Source organism: Streptomyces sp. NPDC002309 (genome assembly GCF_053593375.1).
This window is the reverse complement of the sequence record NZ_JBSFCI010000058.1, coordinates 1-15662: the sequence shown is the minus strand read 5'-3', so window position 1 is coordinate 15662 and position 15662 is coordinate 1. Positions and strand designations below refer to the sequence as shown.

11 protein-coding genes are annotated in these 15662 nt (G+C 70.6%); 7 read left to right on the top strand and 4 right to left on the bottom strand.

The features are described 5' to 3' along the window. Positions 1 to 35: 35 nt before the first annotated feature. From ACWCPM_RS32045 to ACWCPM_RS32025, 5 genes are all read left to right on the top strand, one after another. Positions 36 to 1262, top strand: a complete 1227-nt coding sequence (locus tag ACWCPM_RS32045) for a L,D-transpeptidase (RefSeq protein WP_450979774.1) — start codon at positions 36 to 38, stop codon at positions 1260 to 1262. 188 nt (positions 1263 to 1450) lie between these two features. Continuing rightward, the gene (locus ACWCPM_RS32040) at positions 1451 to 2695 is read left to right on the top strand and encodes a L,D-transpeptidase (protein ID WP_450979773.1); all 1245 of its coding nucleotides are present in this window, start codon (positions 1451 to 1453) and stop codon (positions 2693 to 2695) included. Between the two features lie 301 nt (positions 2696 to 2996). After that, positions 2997 to 3764 carry an enoyl-CoA hydratase/isomerase family protein gene (locus tag ACWCPM_RS32035; protein ID WP_450979772.1) on the top strand — a complete coding sequence of 256 codons (768 nt, stop codon included), beginning with the start codon at positions 2997 to 2999 and terminating at the stop codon, positions 3762 to 3764. 274 nt (positions 3765 to 4038) lie between these two features. After that, a complete protein-coding gene (locus tag ACWCPM_RS32030; RefSeq protein WP_450979771.1) occupies positions 4039 to 4542 on the top strand; it encodes an ATP-binding protein in 504 nt (167 codons plus the stop codon). A 193-nt stretch (positions 4543 to 4735) separates the two neighbouring features. Further along, positions 4736 to 4948 (top strand): EF-hand domain-containing protein, encoded by a 213-nt coding sequence (locus tag ACWCPM_RS32025; protein ID WP_450979770.1) that lies wholly within the window; start codon positions 4736 to 4738, stop codon positions 4946 to 4948. Between the two features lie 255 nt (positions 4949 to 5203). Here ACWCPM_RS32025 and ACWCPM_RS32020 read toward each other — a convergent pair whose 3' ends face one another. Then, positions 5204 to 5653 (bottom strand): hypothetical protein, encoded by a 450-nt coding sequence (locus ACWCPM_RS32020; RefSeq protein WP_450979769.1) that lies wholly within the window; start codon positions 5651 to 5653, stop codon positions 5204 to 5206. A 442-nt stretch (positions 5654 to 6095) separates the two neighbouring features. Here ACWCPM_RS32020 and ACWCPM_RS32015 point away from each other — a divergent pair, with 442 nt between their 5' ends. After that, positions 6096 to 7046 (top strand): alpha/beta hydrolase, encoded by a 951-nt coding sequence (locus tag ACWCPM_RS32015; RefSeq protein ID WP_450979768.1) that lies wholly within the window; start codon positions 6096 to 6098, stop codon positions 7044 to 7046. Between the two features lie 321 nt (positions 7047 to 7367). On the opposite strand, the gene ACWCPM_RS32010 is transcribed toward ACWCPM_RS32015, so the two are convergent. Then, entirely contained in the window at positions 7368 to 8693 is a 1326-nt protein-coding gene (locus ACWCPM_RS32010; protein ID WP_450979767.1) for an MFS transporter, read from the bottom strand. An 898-nt stretch (positions 8694 to 9591) separates the two neighbouring features. On the opposite strand from ACWCPM_RS32010, the gene ACWCPM_RS32005 reads away from it, so the two are divergent. Continuing rightward, a complete protein-coding gene (locus tag ACWCPM_RS32005; protein WP_450979766.1) occupies positions 9592 to 12324 on the top strand; it encodes an AAA family ATPase in 2733 nt (910 codons plus the stop codon). A gap of 399 nt (positions 12325 to 12723) precedes the next feature. On the opposite strand, the gene ACWCPM_RS32000 is transcribed toward ACWCPM_RS32005, so the two are convergent. Beyond that, on the bottom strand, positions 12724 to 13758 hold the full coding sequence (locus tag ACWCPM_RS32000; protein ID WP_450979765.1) for an RNA polymerase sigma factor: 1035 nt from the start codon (positions 13756 to 13758) through the stop codon (positions 12724 to 12726). Between the two features lie 416 nt (positions 13759 to 14174). Further along, positions 14175 to 14903: a sigma-70 family RNA polymerase sigma factor gene (locus ACWCPM_RS31995; protein ID WP_450979764.1), complete on the bottom strand. Its 729-nt coding sequence runs from the start codon at positions 14901 to 14903 to the stop codon at positions 14175 to 14177. Between the last annotated feature and the right edge of the window lie 759 nt (positions 14904 to 15662).

Below are 15662 nucleotides of genomic sequence, written 5' to 3'. Positions count from 1 at the left end.
TTTCCCCAGGGCGGGCCCGGTCGTTGGACACGTCTGTGAGGCACGTACATGGGCGCGCGCGGCGCGCGGGGGCCGCTCTGGCCGCCGTACTGACATGGGCAGGGCTGCTGGCAGGGGCCGTCGGCTGCACCGCTGACCGGGCGAGCGAGCCCGGCTCGCCCGGCCAGCCACGGCCCTCCGGGGACATCATCGCGGTGTCGCCGGACGACGGCGACAAGGGTGTCCGCCCCGGCCGGACACTGTCCGTACAGGTGGCCGACGGACGACTGGAATCGGTGCGGGTCGTGAAGTCCCAGGACGCCCAGGAACAGCCGGTCCCGGGCCGGATCTCCGCGGACGGCCGCAGCTGGCGCCCCGACGACGGCAGGCTCGCGCTCGCCGCGCGGTACGAGGTCGACGCGGTGGCCGTGGACGGGGACGGCCGACGCTCCGCCCGCCACACCACCTTCACCACCTATGTCCCCGAGGAACGCTTCATCGCCTACGTCACCCCGGAGAACCGCTCCGTGGTCGGCACGGGCATGATCGTCAGCCTGGGGTTCAACCGGGAGATCACCGACCGCGCGGCCGTCGAACGGGCCGTGCGCGTCTCCTCGAAACCCGCCGTCGAGATCCGCCCGCACTGGTTCGGCCGGGACCGCCTCGACTTCCGCCCCGAGGAGTACTGGCAACCCGGCACCGAGGTCACCGTCGACCTGCGGCTGAGGGATGTCGAGGGCGCGCGCGGGGTCTACGGGCTCCAGTACCGGACCGTCACCTTCACCGTCGGCCGCAGCCAGGTCTCGCTGGTCGACGCCGCCGAGCACACCATGCAGGTGCGCCGCGACGGCGCGCTGCTCGGCACGGTGCCGATCAGCGCGGGAGCGCCCAAGCATCCGACGTACAACGGCAAGATGGTGGTCACCGAGATGCACGAGATGACCCGGATGAACGGCAGCACGGTCGGTTTCGGCGGCGAGTACGACATCAAGGACGTCCCGCACGCCATGCGCCTCACCGAGACCGGCACCTTCCTGCACGGCAACTACTGGACCCCGGCCGCCTCCTTCGGCGCGGCGAACGTCAGCCACGGGTGCGTCGGCCTGCGGGACGACAAGGGCGGCAGCCCGGACAGCCCGGCGGGCTGGTTCTTCGACCGGAGTCTGGTCGGTGACGTCGTCGAGGTCGTCAACAGCGACGACAAGAAGGTCGCTCCCGACAACGGGCTCGGCGGCTGGAACATGGGGTGGAACGAGTGGAAAGCGGGCAGTGCCCTGAAGTGAGCGTGCGGGGGGCGGGGTTGCCCGTGGCGGCCGGTCGAGGTTGGGACTGAACGGTGACAATCGCGCGGCCTCGGCCGCGCCGACCATGTGGTTAATATGCGCGAACGCGCGGGACGCGCGGGGGAGCGGGCCCGACGGGGCCCGACGAGGGCCCGGTCCGGGGCCCGTTGAGGGGAGAAAAGTTGATAGTGCGACCGATATCGGGGGCGTCGGTTGACGCGCGAGGGGGGCGCGGACGCAAGGGCCTGGCACTGGCCGCCGGGGTACTGCTGCTGACCGTCACGGCGTGCGGTGGCGGCTCGGACTCCAAGGGCCCCGGCGCGGGACCCGGGGACGGCAAGGGCAAGGGCGCGGCCACCGCCGAGAGCAAGCAGTCCGAGGCGGCCGTGACCATATTCCCCAAGGACGGCGCGAAGTCCGTCGACACCAGCGGCGCGGTGAAGGTCACCGTGGCCAAGGGGAAGCTCACCGAGGTCGTGGTCAAGGACAGCAAGGGCACCGAGATAACCGGTCAGCTGGCCGGGGACGGCACGAGCTGGACGCCGGCCCTCCATCTGGCCGCCGCCACCAAGTACCAGGTGCACGCGATCGCCAAGGACTCCGCGGGCCGTGAGGCCGCCGAGTCCTCCAGCTTCACCACTCTGACGCCGAAGAACACGTTCGTCGGCCACTTCACCCCCGAGGACGGCTCCAAGGTCGGCGTCGGAATGCCCTTCTCCCTCAACTTCACCCGGGGCATCACCCACCCCGAGCAGGTCGAGAAGGCCATAGAGATCAAGACCGAGCCGGCCGTCGAGGTCGAGGGCCACTGGTTCGGCAACGACCGGCTCGACTTCCGGCCCGAGGAGTACTGGAAGGCCGGCACCAAGGTCACCGTCAAGCTCAACCTCGACGGTGTCGAGGGCCGCCCCGGTGTCTACGGCGAGCAGTCCAAGACCGTCTCCTTCACGATCGGCCGCGAGCAGGTCTCCGTCGTCGACGCCAAGAAGCTCACGATGAAGGTCACGCGGGACGGCAAGGTCGTCAAGACCATTCCGGTCACCACCGGCAAGGCCGGCATGGACACCTGGAACGGCCAGATGGTCATCAGCGAGATGCACACGGTGACCCGGATGAACGGCGAGACGGTCGGCTACGGCGGCGAGTACGACATCAAGGACGTCCCGCACGCCGTGCGCCTGACCACCTCCGGCACCTTCCTGCACGGCAACTACTGGGCGGGCGGCGCCTTCGGCAACTACAACGCCAGCCACGGCTGCATCGGGCTGCGCGACGTGCGCGGCGGGTGGGACAAGGGCGCGCCGGCGGCGTGGTTCTTCAACAACTCGATGATCGGCGACGTGGTCGTCGTGAAGAACTCCAACGACCGGATCGTGGACCCGGACAACGGGCTCAACGGCTGGAACATGTCGTGGGAGAAGTGGAAGGCCTGACCTCCGGACACGCGTGCGGGCCCGGTGCGATCGCTCGCACCGGGCCCGCTGCCGTCGGCGTCGACACCGTGCACGGCCCCGGCCGGGTGTGAGGGACCGCACCGGCCTCACTTCCGTTGGTCCCCGTGCTGTGCTTGCCCGGGGCCGCCCTCGGATTCCCGGGCCGGGTGTGAGCGACCGCACCGGCCTCACCTCCGTTAGTGCCCGTGCTGTGCTTGCCCGGGGGGCCACCCCGGACCCCCGGCCGGGTGTGAGGGACCGCACCGGCCCCACCTCCGTTAGTCCCCGTTAACCTGCTGGCATGACCGTGAATCTCGAAGTCGCCGAGGGCGTCGGCACTCTCCGCCTCGACCGCCCGCCCATGAACGCGCTGGACATCGCCACGCAGGACCGGCTCAGGGAACTCGCCGAGGAGGCCACGCGCCGCGACGACGTGCGCGCGGTCGTCGTGTACGGCGGCGAGAAGGTGTTCGCGGCCGGCGCGGACATCAAGGAGATGCAGGACATGGACCACACGGGCATGGTGCTGCGCGCCCGTGGTCTGCAGGACGCCTTCACGGCCGTGGCGCGCATCCCGAAGCCGGTCGTGGCGGCGATCACCGGGTACGCGCTCGGCGGCGGCTGCGAACTCGCCCTCTGCGCCGACTACCGCATCGCCGCGGACGACGCCAAGCTGGGCCAGCCGGAGATCCTGCTCGGCCTGATCCCGGGCGCGGGCGGCACTCAGCGGCTGGCCCGTCTGGTCGGCCCGTCCAAGGCGAAGGACCTGATCTTCACCGGCCGTATGGTCAAGGCGGACGAGGCGCTGACTCTCGGCCTGGTCGACCGTGTGGTGCCGGCCGCGGAGGTCTACGACACCGCGCACACCTGGGCGGCGAAGCTGGCTCAGGGCCCGGCACTGGCGCTGCGCGCGGCGAAGGAGTCGATCGACACCGGCCTGGAGACGGACATCGACACGGGCCTCGCCATCGAACGGAACTGGTTCGCGGGCCTGTTCGCCACGGAGGACCGCGAGCGCGGGATGCGCAGCTTCGTGGAGGAGGGGCCGGGCAAGGCCAAGTTCCTTTAAAAGTTCGCGTCGGGGCTTGCAATTGACGCAGTGTCTGATCCGGGTCCCTCGATGGGGCGGTTTATGGAAGCCTTAAGGCAGCCTTAAGCCTGCCGCGTCGAGGGAGACCCGTCAATTGCCGTCAGTCGACCCTTCTTCCCAGGTCGGAGGGGCTGTTCACGGCTCCGGAATGCCCCCGGCATATGACGGACGGAACGTTGGGGGCGATGCGCCGAGGGGGACCTATTCGACGGGAACGGCCCCGCCGGGCACGCCGGGCGGCCATGATGGGGGCATGGCGGGGCTGGAGGGCATCGAACAGCCGCAAGGACGCGGCCGTACGACCGCGGCGCGCTGGACGCCGGCAGTCGAGGACGAACGAGCGCTCAAGGCTCTGGAGTTGTACGGCAACCCCACGGAGGCGGAGGTTCCGCTGCCGTCCCGCCCCGAGTCCGCGGCCACGGCGCGCCGGCTCGCCCAGGTCGTCGTCCTCCGCCAGTGGGGCCTGTCCGCGAAGATGACCGAGGACGCCGTGTTACTCGTCTCGGAACTCGTCGGCAACGCCGTGCGGCACACCGGCGCCCGCGTCTTCGGCCTCAGGATGCGCCGCCGCCGCGGCTGGATCCGCATCGAGGTCCGTGACCCCTCCCGGGGACTGCCCTGCCTCATGCCGGTCCAGGAACTGGACGTCAGCGGCAGGGGCCTCTATCTGGTCGACAAGCTCTCGGACCGCTGGGGCGTGGACCTCTTACCCCGCGGCAAGACGACCTGGTTCGAGATGCGGGTCGCGGACCGCTGAACCACCGGAGGCGACTCGTTCAACGCGGCGTGCCGGGCCGCCCGTTACCGCGAGTCGCGTGCCGCGGCGAAGGGCGGCCGCCGCCCCTCGTGAGGAGCGCGCGCGGGTGGTCGCCGCAAGGGGGCTTCGGGCGGGCGGATAATCTGACCCGCGTCAGGTTCGACGGCACAGCACGAGACAGAGGGGCGGATCGGTGGCGGACATCGAGGAAGCGCGCAAGCAGTTCGAGCGGATCGACACGGACGGAGACGGCCGGATCACCGCCGAGGAGTTCAAGAGCGCGCTCGCGCAGGGGGGCGACTGGAACGTCACCGAGGCGGTCGCCGAGGCCGTCATCGCCAGCCGTGACGTCAACGGCGACAAGCTTCTCTCGTTCGACGAGTTCTGGGCGTACCTGAACAAGTGACACGCACCGCGAAAGGGGCGCCCTTCTCCCTCCTCGGGAGCCGGGCGCCCCTTTCGTCTGCCGCTTCCGGCCCCTTCGCGCAGGGTGGCCCTGCCCGCGAGGTCGCCCCGATGTGGCGTGGGCGCTCGACCGGCACGAGCCGGCGTCGATGCCACGCAGCATGGGCACTCCCGGATGCGGCTGTGGGGGACGGGAGTCGACGATCCCCGGTGCCGGAGCCGACGCACGCCCTCGGCACCGGCACTCGTATAGGGCTCAGTCCTGGAGGTTCAGGCCCTCGGGTGAGGTGAGGCCCTTGTCGGGGTGGGCGCGGAACGTCGCCGTCCAGACGGTGGGCGAGCAGGACGGGCCGTTGGGGTGCTGTTCCGTCAGCTTGGCCCGGGTGCCGTCCTCGACGACCGTGTCACCGTTCTTCGCCGAGGTCACGGTGAGCCGTACCGCCACCGTGGTCGCGCCGACGTCGTCGGGGAGCGGCACCGACAGTGAGGCGAAGGGGTCGTCGGGACTGCCCGACGTCCGCTCCTCGCAGGCGCCGTCCACGCACAGCCTGATCCTCGACGCGTCCCGGCCGGTGAAGTCGGCGGGCCGCCACACGGCGGAGACACGCGAGTCGGCGTCGGCCAAGGTGCACGGCGTCTGCGGACCGAGGAACGAGCATCCGGTCACGGCCAGCGCCAGCAGGGGTATGAGAAGGGTGTGGCGCATGTCAATTCCTCGCTACGGTGCCGGGGATGGCGATGTCGTTCAGTCCGAGGTCCGTGAAGACCGGTCGGCTCCCGACGAAGAGGCGGGACGCCGGCCGGCGGTGCGACCGAACCGCCCCCGGAGAGCCGATGGCGGCAGCCGCGGTCCTCGGCCGGGCCAACCCTGCATATCTCATCCGCCGAGGGAGAAGGAAATCCGGTTCCAGCGGGCCGCGTTCCCCGGCCCGTGGGGCCGCACCGGGCCCGACTCGACTTCTGTCCGGCGGAGTTCGGTCCTGATGCCGCTGTGCAGCCGAGCCGCCGGTCGATGTCGCCGGCAGCGTCGGCGTGGTCGCTGGAAGGTCTTCATGGCGCGTCGCGTCCGGGTGTGTCACGCGGGTGGCTGGAGCTTGGTCATCAGGGATGGAGCAGGCAAGCGCCCTGCTGACCCGAGGAGTGCATCGATGACCAAGCCCGTCCTTGAACCTGGAGCTCAGGAAATCGCGGAAGCGACGGCCAATCCGCCGTTCCTGTACGAGCTCGGTCCGGAAGGTGCCCGGAAGGTCCTGGATGACCTGCAGGCGGCGCCGGTAGCGAAGCCGGACGTGGAGGAGAAGTGGATAACGGTGGGCGCCGAGGTGGGCGATGTGCGGGTACGCATCGTCAAGCCCGTCGGTGGCGAGGGCACGCTGCCGGTCGTCCTCTATGTGCACGGCGGTGGCTGGGTCCTCGGCAATGCCGGCACCCATGACCGTCTGGTGCGTGAGCTGGCCGTCGGGGCGAATGCCGCCGTCGCGTTCGTCGAGTACGACCGCTCGCCGGAGGCCAAGTACCCGGTCGCCATCGAGCAGGCGTACGCGACCGCTCGATGGATCACGGCGAAGGGTGCCGAGGAAGGTCTGGACGCTTCGCGTCTGGCGGTGGCCGGCGACTCGGTCGGCGGCAACATGGCCGCCGCGCTGACCCTCCTGGCCAAGCAGCGCGGCGACGTGACCTTCCTGCACCAGTCGCTCTACTACCCCGTGACCGACGCGGCCCAGGACACCGTGAGCTACCGGGAGTTCGCGAGCGGCCCCTTCCTCACCGCGAAGGCCATGGCCTGGTTCTGGGACTGCTACACCACCGATCCCGCCGAGCGGGCCGAGATCACCGCCTCGCCCCTGCGGGCGAGCCTTGAGCAACTGACGGGCCTGCCGCCCGCGCTCGTCATCGTCGACGAGAACGACGTGCTGCGGGACGAGGGCGAGGCATACGCCCGCAAGCTGACCCAGGCAGGCGTCCCCACCACGAGCATCCGCTACAACGGCACCCTGCACGACTTCATGATGCTCAACCCCCTCCGCCCCACGCAGGCCGCGACTTCCGCGATGGAGCAGGCCGTTCGCACCCTGCGCACCGCCCTCCGCAGCAGCTGAGAGAACCGCGCTGCTCAGCGGTAGCACCTCGTTCCGCCATCGCGCCCGCTGCCGAGGCATCGCAGGAGACAAGGGCGCGACCGCCGACGAGCCGGCGAGCAGGTTCCCGGGCAGCCTCATCGGCGAGGTTCTGCGGCCCGTCCCGATCACCGGTCCCGACGGCTCCCAGGACGTCGACCTCTACATCGGCGTCAGACCTGCATGGCCAAGCGCGTGAGAAGGCGGCACGGACGGTCCGCTGACCGGCGCACTCAGCAGGGCGGGGCGGCAAAGGCGCCGCCCCGCCCGTTCGTCGTCATCTGTCGCGACAACGCTGCGACGCTAGTCCAGCGCCTTCCCCTTCGTTTCGGGCGACAGGAGAGTGGCGACGGCCGCCACCAGCATCAGAGCGATCGTGTAGCCGAGGAAGAGGTGCTCGCGGCCGGTGCCGGCCAGCCACATTTGAAGGTACGGCGCGGTGCCTCCGCAGAGTGCCACGGCGATGGAGTACGACACGCCGATGCCTGAGGCTCTCACCTGCGTGGGGAAGAGCTCCGCCAGATAGGCCGGCAGAATCGATGTCCCCAGCGCGAGCAGAATGCCCGCGATCGACATGGACAGCGTGAGCTGCCAGGCCTCGTCCTGAATCAAACGGTTCAGAGGGTAGGTCACCGCTGCGCCTCCGAGCGTGAACATCAGGAAGGACGGCCGTCGCCCCATGCGGTCCGACAGCGCTCCCGCGAGCGGCAGCGTGGCGACCAGGACGGTGAGGGCGATCACGGCGGACCACAGCACGGCGGAGGGCGGGAGGTGTTTCACCCCGATCGCGTAGGCCGGAGTGGCGGTCACCCAGGTGTAGAAGAAGACGGTGCCGCCTGAGACGAGCCCGATGACACGCAGTGCCGCGGCACGGTTCTTCCAGAGGTCCCGTATGAGGGAAGTACCGGACCTGTGCTGTTCCTCCACGGCCCGTGCGTGTTCGTACGACGGCGTCTCGCTCATCGTGCGACGCAGGAAGAGGGTGATGATGCCGAGCACCCCGCCGACGAGGAAGGGCACCCGCCAGCCCCAGCTGCCCATCTGCCGGTCGGTGAGCACGCTGGTCAGGGTGGCGCCGAGGAGGGTGGCGACGATGACGGCCGAGACACCTGAGACGTAGATGGTGCTGGACCACAGGCCCCGGCGGCGTGGGGGAGCCATCTCCGAGATGTAGGTGTGCGAGGCGGCGATCTCACCACCGTAGGCAAGGCCCTGAAGCAAGCGGGCGAACAGGAGCAGCACCGATGCGCTCACGCCGATGCCGGCGTAAGAAGGGGCCACACCGATCAGGAGGCTTCCCGCGGAGGCCAGGGCGACCGACAGCAACAGGGATGCCCGTCGGCCGTGGCGGTCGGCGAACCAGCCGAAGAGGATGCCGCCGATCGGTCGCATCCCGAACCCGACAGCGAAGACCACGAGGGTGGAGAGCAGCGCGGAGAACGGGTCCGTCGGCTTGAAGAACTGTGCGGCGAAGAACGGCGCGAAGACCGCGTAGACGTTCCAGTCGTACCACTCGAGCGCATTGCCCACGCCTGTGCCGAAGATCGTGCGCAGCTTCTGTCCGCGACCGGGTGGCGGGCCCTCGTCGACGTGATCCGAGATCGCCTCATCGGCGCGGTCGGTCTGCATCGGCTCCTCCGGTGTGATGGTCCCGGCCGGCACACAACCTCTGACCTGGTGCCCGCTGTGCTCTGTACGGGGGATCACGGTGGATGAGGTCGCTCCTGTTCTGGTTCGGGTCAGAACGCAGGAATTGGGCCGTTCCTGCTGCTACAGCCGGTGATCCTACGGTGAGTGAGTTCGGGCGGTCCGAGCGCGGTACCGGCCGGCGCGGGTTCGGGTTCTCGACGCAGGCCGACCTTGACGCTCCGACGGCGCTCCACACACGACCCGACCCGACCCGCTTCGTGATGGTCGTCTGGTCCTGACGAGGGTGTTCGGCTTCTCGCGGGCGGCTGACGGCCGACCGGAGACTCCTTTCTGCCCGGCCGTCACTTCATCGGCCCCGACGGCTTCCCCATCTGGCTGGACGCCTGGCCGTAGGTCACCGACCTGCGCGAACACCGCACTTTGCGGACCCGTCCGAGCGACGGGCGGGACGCGGACCGGCCCCCGAAGCGCGCACCGCCGCCCGGTGACCCGCCGTCCTGGCGGCGGTTCCGGATCCGCCCGTCCCTTCACCGCCCGGCAGGCAGGAGGACTTGACTTCCAACGGGTGGTTTGTACCCCGAGCCGAGGCGCCGTGAGCTGACAGGTAGCATCCGATTCGCAAATACCGTGACCGGAGGGAAGTTCTCGTGCTGACCCCGATGCCCACTACACCGACGTGTGAACGCTCGGCCCTGCTCCAGCGTTCTGTGACGGCCCCGGTGAACGGTGGGGGGAGCAGCGCCGGCGGCCACCGTCGCACGGCAGCGGGGGCCTTCTTCCTGTCGCGGGCCTCGGCCCGTACGTCCACGGCCGCGACGCCGGGCATGCGCGTGGGGGTGGCAGGGGCCCCGCTGAGTACGGCATCCGCAGGCGCGCGATGATCGGCCGGGACGAGGAGTTGCGGACACTCCGCGAGCTGCTGACGGACGCGGCGGCGGGGCACGGCGGCGCGCTGCTGGTCCACGGCACCGCCGGTGTCGGCAAGTCCGCGCTGCTGCGCGAGCTCGCCTCCGACGCCGCCGAACGCGGTTTCCGAGTGCTACGGACCGCCGGGGTGGAGACCGAGCAGTGGCTGCCGTTCGCCGCACTGCAGCTGCTGCTCCAACCGGTCGCCCGCGACATCCAGAACCTGCCCCCCGCACACCGGTCGGCGCTGAACGACGCGTTCGACGCCACGGAGACCGCGCCCCAGATATACCGGGTCGCGCTGGCCGCCCTCGAACTCCTCGCCGACGTGGCCGACCGGCAGCCGATCCTGCTGCTCATAGACGACCTTCAGTGGGCCGATACGTCCAGCCGTGACGTGCTCAAGTTCATCGCCCGGCGCACCGGCGACCTCGCCATAGTGGCGATCGCCGCCGCGCGTACCCCGCCCGCCGACGCGTACATCTTTCCGGACCTCCCTCTGGAACCGCTCGGCCGGACGGCCGCCGCCGAACTGCTCGACACCGGAGCGCCCGAGCTGCCGGAGCCGGTACGGGCGCTCATCCTGGAGCGGGCCGCGGGCAACGCGCTGGCCCTGGTCGAGCTGCCCAAGGCGGCGCAGGGCATGTCCCCGCAGATGGACGACCTGCCGCTGACCCAGCGGCTGGAGGACGTCTTCGCCGCGCGCACCGACTCGGTGAGTCGGCAGTGCGGCACGTTCCTGCTGGCCCTGGCCGCCGAGCCGGCCGCCCCGCTGAACCGGCTGCTGCAGGTGTCGGGTCGCGTCTGCGGTGCGGAGGTCTCCGTGGACACGCTGGCGGAGGCGGTCGACGCGGGCCTTGTCAGCCTGGTCGGCCGTACCCCCGAGTTCGGGCATCCGCTGATGCGCTCGGCGATCTACACCCGCGCCGCGTTGACCGATCGGCTGGCCACCCACCGCGCCCTCGCGGCGGTGATGGACGACATTCCCGAGGTCCAGCTCGTCCACCAGGCCGCTGCCGCGATCGGCCCGGACGAGGAACTGGCCGACCGGCTGGAACGTTTCGCCGATGCCTCGCACGCCCGGGGCAAGGTGGCGGCGGCCGTCTCCGCCCTGCGCCAGGCGGCGGACCTCGTCGTCGACCCGCAGCGCCGCACCGGCATCCTGGTCCGGGCGGCCGAGCTGGCCAGCGAGGTCAACGACGGCGTCAACACGCAGCTGCTGCTGGACCGCGCCGACATGAGCGCGATCGGCCCGGTGGAGCGGGCCCGCCTCATGATCGTGTCCGACAAGTCCGCCTTCGAACCGGACAAGCCGCACCGGCGCATCCAGGACATGGTCACCGCGGCGGCGGAGGCGTTCGACGCGGGAGCCGGCGACGTCGCCGAGGACCTGTTGTGGCGTGCCGGGATCCGCTGCTTCTTCCAGGACGGCGACGCGCAGGTGCGCGCTCGGATCGCGGCGGAGATGGACCGGTGGAACCCCGATCCGGACGCCCCCCATGTGCTCGCGGTGCGGGGGTACGCCCAGCCGTACCGGTACGGGGCCGACGTGATGGCGCGGCTCGACAGTCTCGAGCTGGACCGCGAGGACGCCCGGATCCTGCACTTCTTCGGCACCAGCGCCATGTCCATCGGCGACTTCGACCGCGCCGGCCGCTATCTGGCGCTGGCGGCCACGGCGTGGCGGTCGCAGGGCAGGCTCGGGCTGCTCACCCGCGCTCTGTCCGGCAATTATCCGCGGGTGTTCCTCGGACAGCTCAACCGCGCTCGCGAGGAGTCCGTCGAGGGGCTCGCCCTGGCCGAGGAGACCAGGGAGTGGATGCAATGGCTGGGGCTGAAGGCGACGGCCGGTCTGGTGGCGGCGCTGCGCGGTGAGTTCGAAGAAGCGGAGCGGTCGGTTCGCGAGCTGCGCACGCACAGCCTGTTCGCCGGTATGCGCTACGTCACGGTGATAGCGCAACAGGTCGACGGCCTGCTCGCGCTCTTCGACGGCCGCGCGGCGGAGGCCTACGACATTCTCGCGCGTGCGTTCGATCCGACGGACCTGCATTACCACTCGATGCGTCGCTGGCTGCTGGCGCTGGACCTGGCGGACGCCGCGGTGGCCGCCGGCACCACGGAGCAGGCCCGGGAGTTGCTGGCCGAGCTGCCCGAGCTGGCCGAGCGACTGCCCTCGGAGGCGATGGTGGTCGCGCACGCCTACACCGAGGCGGTACTGGCTGCGGACGACACGGCCGAGGAGCGCTACACCGCGGCCCTCACCACGCTCCCGGCCGGCTGGACGCTGGCGCGTGCCCGGCTGCACCTGCACCACGGCCGCTGGCTGCGCCGGCAACGCCGAAACGTGGACGCCCGCACCCCGCTGCGACTGGCCCGCGACGCGTTCGACCGCATGGGCGCGCAGCCCTGGGCCGAGATGGCCCGCGAGCAGCTGCGCGCCACCGGCGAGTCCAGCGGCCGACGGCACGCCAACACCAGCGAGCAACTGTCGGCCCAGGAGACGCAGATAGCCGTACTGGCGTCGCAGGGGCTGACCAACCGTGAGATCGGCCAGCGCCTGTTCATCTCCCACCGCACCGTCGGAGCCCACCTGTACCAGATCTACCCACGCCTGGGCATCACCAGCCGGGGCATGCTCCCCGCTGCGCTGGCCGCCCTCGACGAGGAACACCCCGAGGCAACCCTGTCCGGCAGCCGGAAGTGATCCGTCGGTGTCCGTCCCCGGGCTGACGGGCCTGTCGCATCGGGCCGTCGACCGCCGTGCCACGCGTGTCCGCGCCGCCTCGAGCACCTTCACGGCTCCGGCCACGCCGGGGGCGGTGTTCACGCGGGCGGCGAACGCCGGCCCGGAGACCGCGGGTCTCCGAGCTCGCGATCGGACCGCACGACGAGCGCGCGTTCGCCGAGCGCGTCCCGCTGCCGAGGACGCGTGCGGGCGGTGGACGGTGGCCGCGAGGACGCGTCGCGGCTCGTCCCCGCCGGCACGTGATCCGCTGATTTCCCGAGAGAGCGTCACCGAGGCAGGCAACTCCCGCCCGCGTCCGGCGACCGATGGCCGGCACTGGGGCTTCTCCGTCCGGGAAGACGCTCGGAATGCTCTCCGCTAGGCACCCAGTACCTGCCATCTCGACGCGACCGAGTCCTCGACGGAGCCGTCGAACGTGTCGAAAAGGAGCCCCCGCTGGCGTGCGGGGTCGGTGAGCAGCCCGTGCAGACACCGTCGCCCGTAGTGCAACCGGGATTTCGCCGTGCAGGGCGGGATGCTCAGGATCTCCGCGATCTCCGCGTAGGAGAAGTCCTCGACGTCGGCCAGATGGACGACGATGGCGAGCTTGCGCGGGAGTCGCCGCAGCGCGACCCTCACCGCATGCCCCGACAGCCGGCCCACAGCCTGCGCCTCGGCGGTCCGGGGAACCGGCGACGTCGGGCGTTCCGCGTCCGGCAACCGGCCCACGGAGCGTCGCGTCGGAGAGCTCGAGCGGACCGGGCTCTGTCGTACGCCACGGGCGTCGGGCGCGGTCTCGGCCAGGAGCCGGAACATCCACGTCGCGGTATCCGTCTGCCATGTCAATGACCCGAAGGAGTCGAAAGCCCTGAGGTAGGTCTCCTCGATCAGCGCCTCGGCGCCTCGGTGATCGCGGGTCATCTGTACAGCGGCCGCGCGCAAGCGGTCGATGAACGGCATGGTCACGCTGTGGAAGAGCGCGAAGAGTTCGGCCGGGTCCGCAGCGGCGGCGGCAGGGCCGTCCCACATGCCGGTGTCCGGCGGAGCGGCCGTCCCGGAGTCCGTACCGTCGGCGGCAGGGACACTTTGATCGTGATGCGGCAGGACGTCCCGTCGTGTGCGACGACTGCTCGCACGGGTGCTTCTCTCGTGCGGCGTCGGGAGGGAAGCCAGGATCGGGACGGTGCTCGGTCGTTCTCGCTCAGGACGCGGCGTGCCGTGGCCGGTCGCGTCCTGAGCGCCGGACGGGTCGCGGGAGTTGTCGCCGGCGCCGTCCAGAACCCTCACGACAGGGCCGCGCTCCCACAGAGGGCGGACGATGGTTCCACCGATGGCCCCGGTTCCGATGGCCCCGGTTCCGCCTGCGACGACGGCGAGCCTGGGGCCGGTGGACTGCGGTGAGGTGTCGGGCATGGAGAGCTCCAGTAGCAGTGAGGAGGGTGGGTGAGTCGGGCTCGTCGGTGCGTTCGTTCGCCACAGCCCTGCCACAGTTGATGGCTCGGGGGGTACGTGCCGCGGCCGGGCGGGCCGCCGTCCTCGAGACCCACGACCGCGGGGCCGGCGGGCCGGCTGTGCGGGAGCGTTTTCGGCCTGCGGGCCGAAGGCGTCTCAAGTCTGGCGGCAAGGCCGTCATCGGTGCCTCGGTCACACGACTGGACTGTCGGACGTGAGGCATAGGTCATGGCGTCCGTCGCCCTGGGTCCGTGCCCTTCCGCGGCGGCGTCCCGACGACGGTCGGTGACGGGTGGGGTCCAGGTCGCTGTGCGGCTGCCGTCGGCAACCTGGTGGGTTCACCGTCCCGGATCGTCACGCCCGTACGGCGGTGGGTGTCAAGCGGCCTCGAGTCCGGCTCTCGCCAGGACCGCGGACGGGCGGTTGCCAGGCCGGCCACGCCTGCGCGGTCCGGCACAAGTGTCCGAACGTCCCCCTGGCATACCGTCGCGGTCGGACAGTCCGACGACACCGGGCGTGAGAACCGCTTCCAGCGGGGCCACGTCCCCCGTTCGCGCTGCTGAGACGAACGCGTTCACAAGGCGTCGGTGCTCTGCCGTGTCCACGCTGTTGCGCTGCTCGCCCGACAGATGCTTGCGTGCACGGCTCATGATCTTGCGGACATTGACGAGGCTGAGTTGAAGGATCTCGGCGATCTCCGGATAGGTGTAATCAAACGCCTCGCGCAGGACGTATGCGGCGCGCTCGGTGGGGTTGAGTTTCTCCAACACCAGCAGCAGGGCCAGTTCCAGGGCCGCCGCGCGCTGGGCGCCGACCGCCGGGTCCGCACTCGTGTCGATGGGTTCGGGCAGCCACGGCCCGACATAGGTTTCCCGACGCACACGCGCCGACTGCGCGACGTTGATGGCCAACCGGGTCGTCGTCGTCGCGAGGAAGGACGCCGGGCTGAGCACCGCGCAATGGTCGGTCTTCTGCCAACGCAGCCACGCCTCCTGGACCACGTCTTCCGCCTCGAAGACGCTGCCGAGCACGCGGTAGGCGATGCCGAAGAGCCGCGGCCGGAGCTGCATGAAGACAGCTACAGCCTCGTCGAGGTCACCTGTCATGGGGGACGTCTGAAGATCCATTGTCCTGCGGTCTCTCCGTTGCTCTGGTGGCTGTCCGGTGGCGCTACCACGCGGTGCCGGCGCGGCTGCGAAGGCGGCGGCCCGCGGTTCCAGGACAGCCCCCTGAGGGGCGGCGTATCCCCGAAACCCACGGTCACGGGCCGGCAGACCGGCTGCACGAAAGCGTCTTCGGCCTGCGGGCCGAACGCGTCTCAAGTCTGGCGGCAAGGCCGTCACCGGTACCTCGGTCACACGACTGGACAATCGGACGTGAGGCATAGGTCATGGCGTCCATCGCCCTAGGTATGCGCCCTTCCGCGGCGGCGTCACCTCGCGGCGGTCCGACCGGGGCCGTGCCGGCGCGTCGCGGAGCAGTGGAGGCGGTGGCCTCGGCCGGCGACCTGGCGGCCAAGGCCGGACCCGAACGGGTCTGCCCCCAGCAGGAAGTGTGCCGACAAGCTCGGCGTCGGCTCCCCCGGGACACCGCGGAACCGGATGAAGCAGCACGGGATCGACGCGGGGACCTGAGCGGGACGACGAGGGAGGAGTCCGCCCGGATCAAGGTGCTGAGGAAGGGTACTGCTCGGCGGGACGAGGCGATCCAGGAGTTCCCGAGGATGCCGCGCAGACCAGCACGACGCCGAGCCGGAGAAATGACTACTGACGAGCTGTCACGCGCCGCTGGACGGGGACCACAAGGTCGGGCAGGTCCTCCTGGGGGCCGTCATCGCCGCAGTAGAGCACCAGATAGGCGTCGAC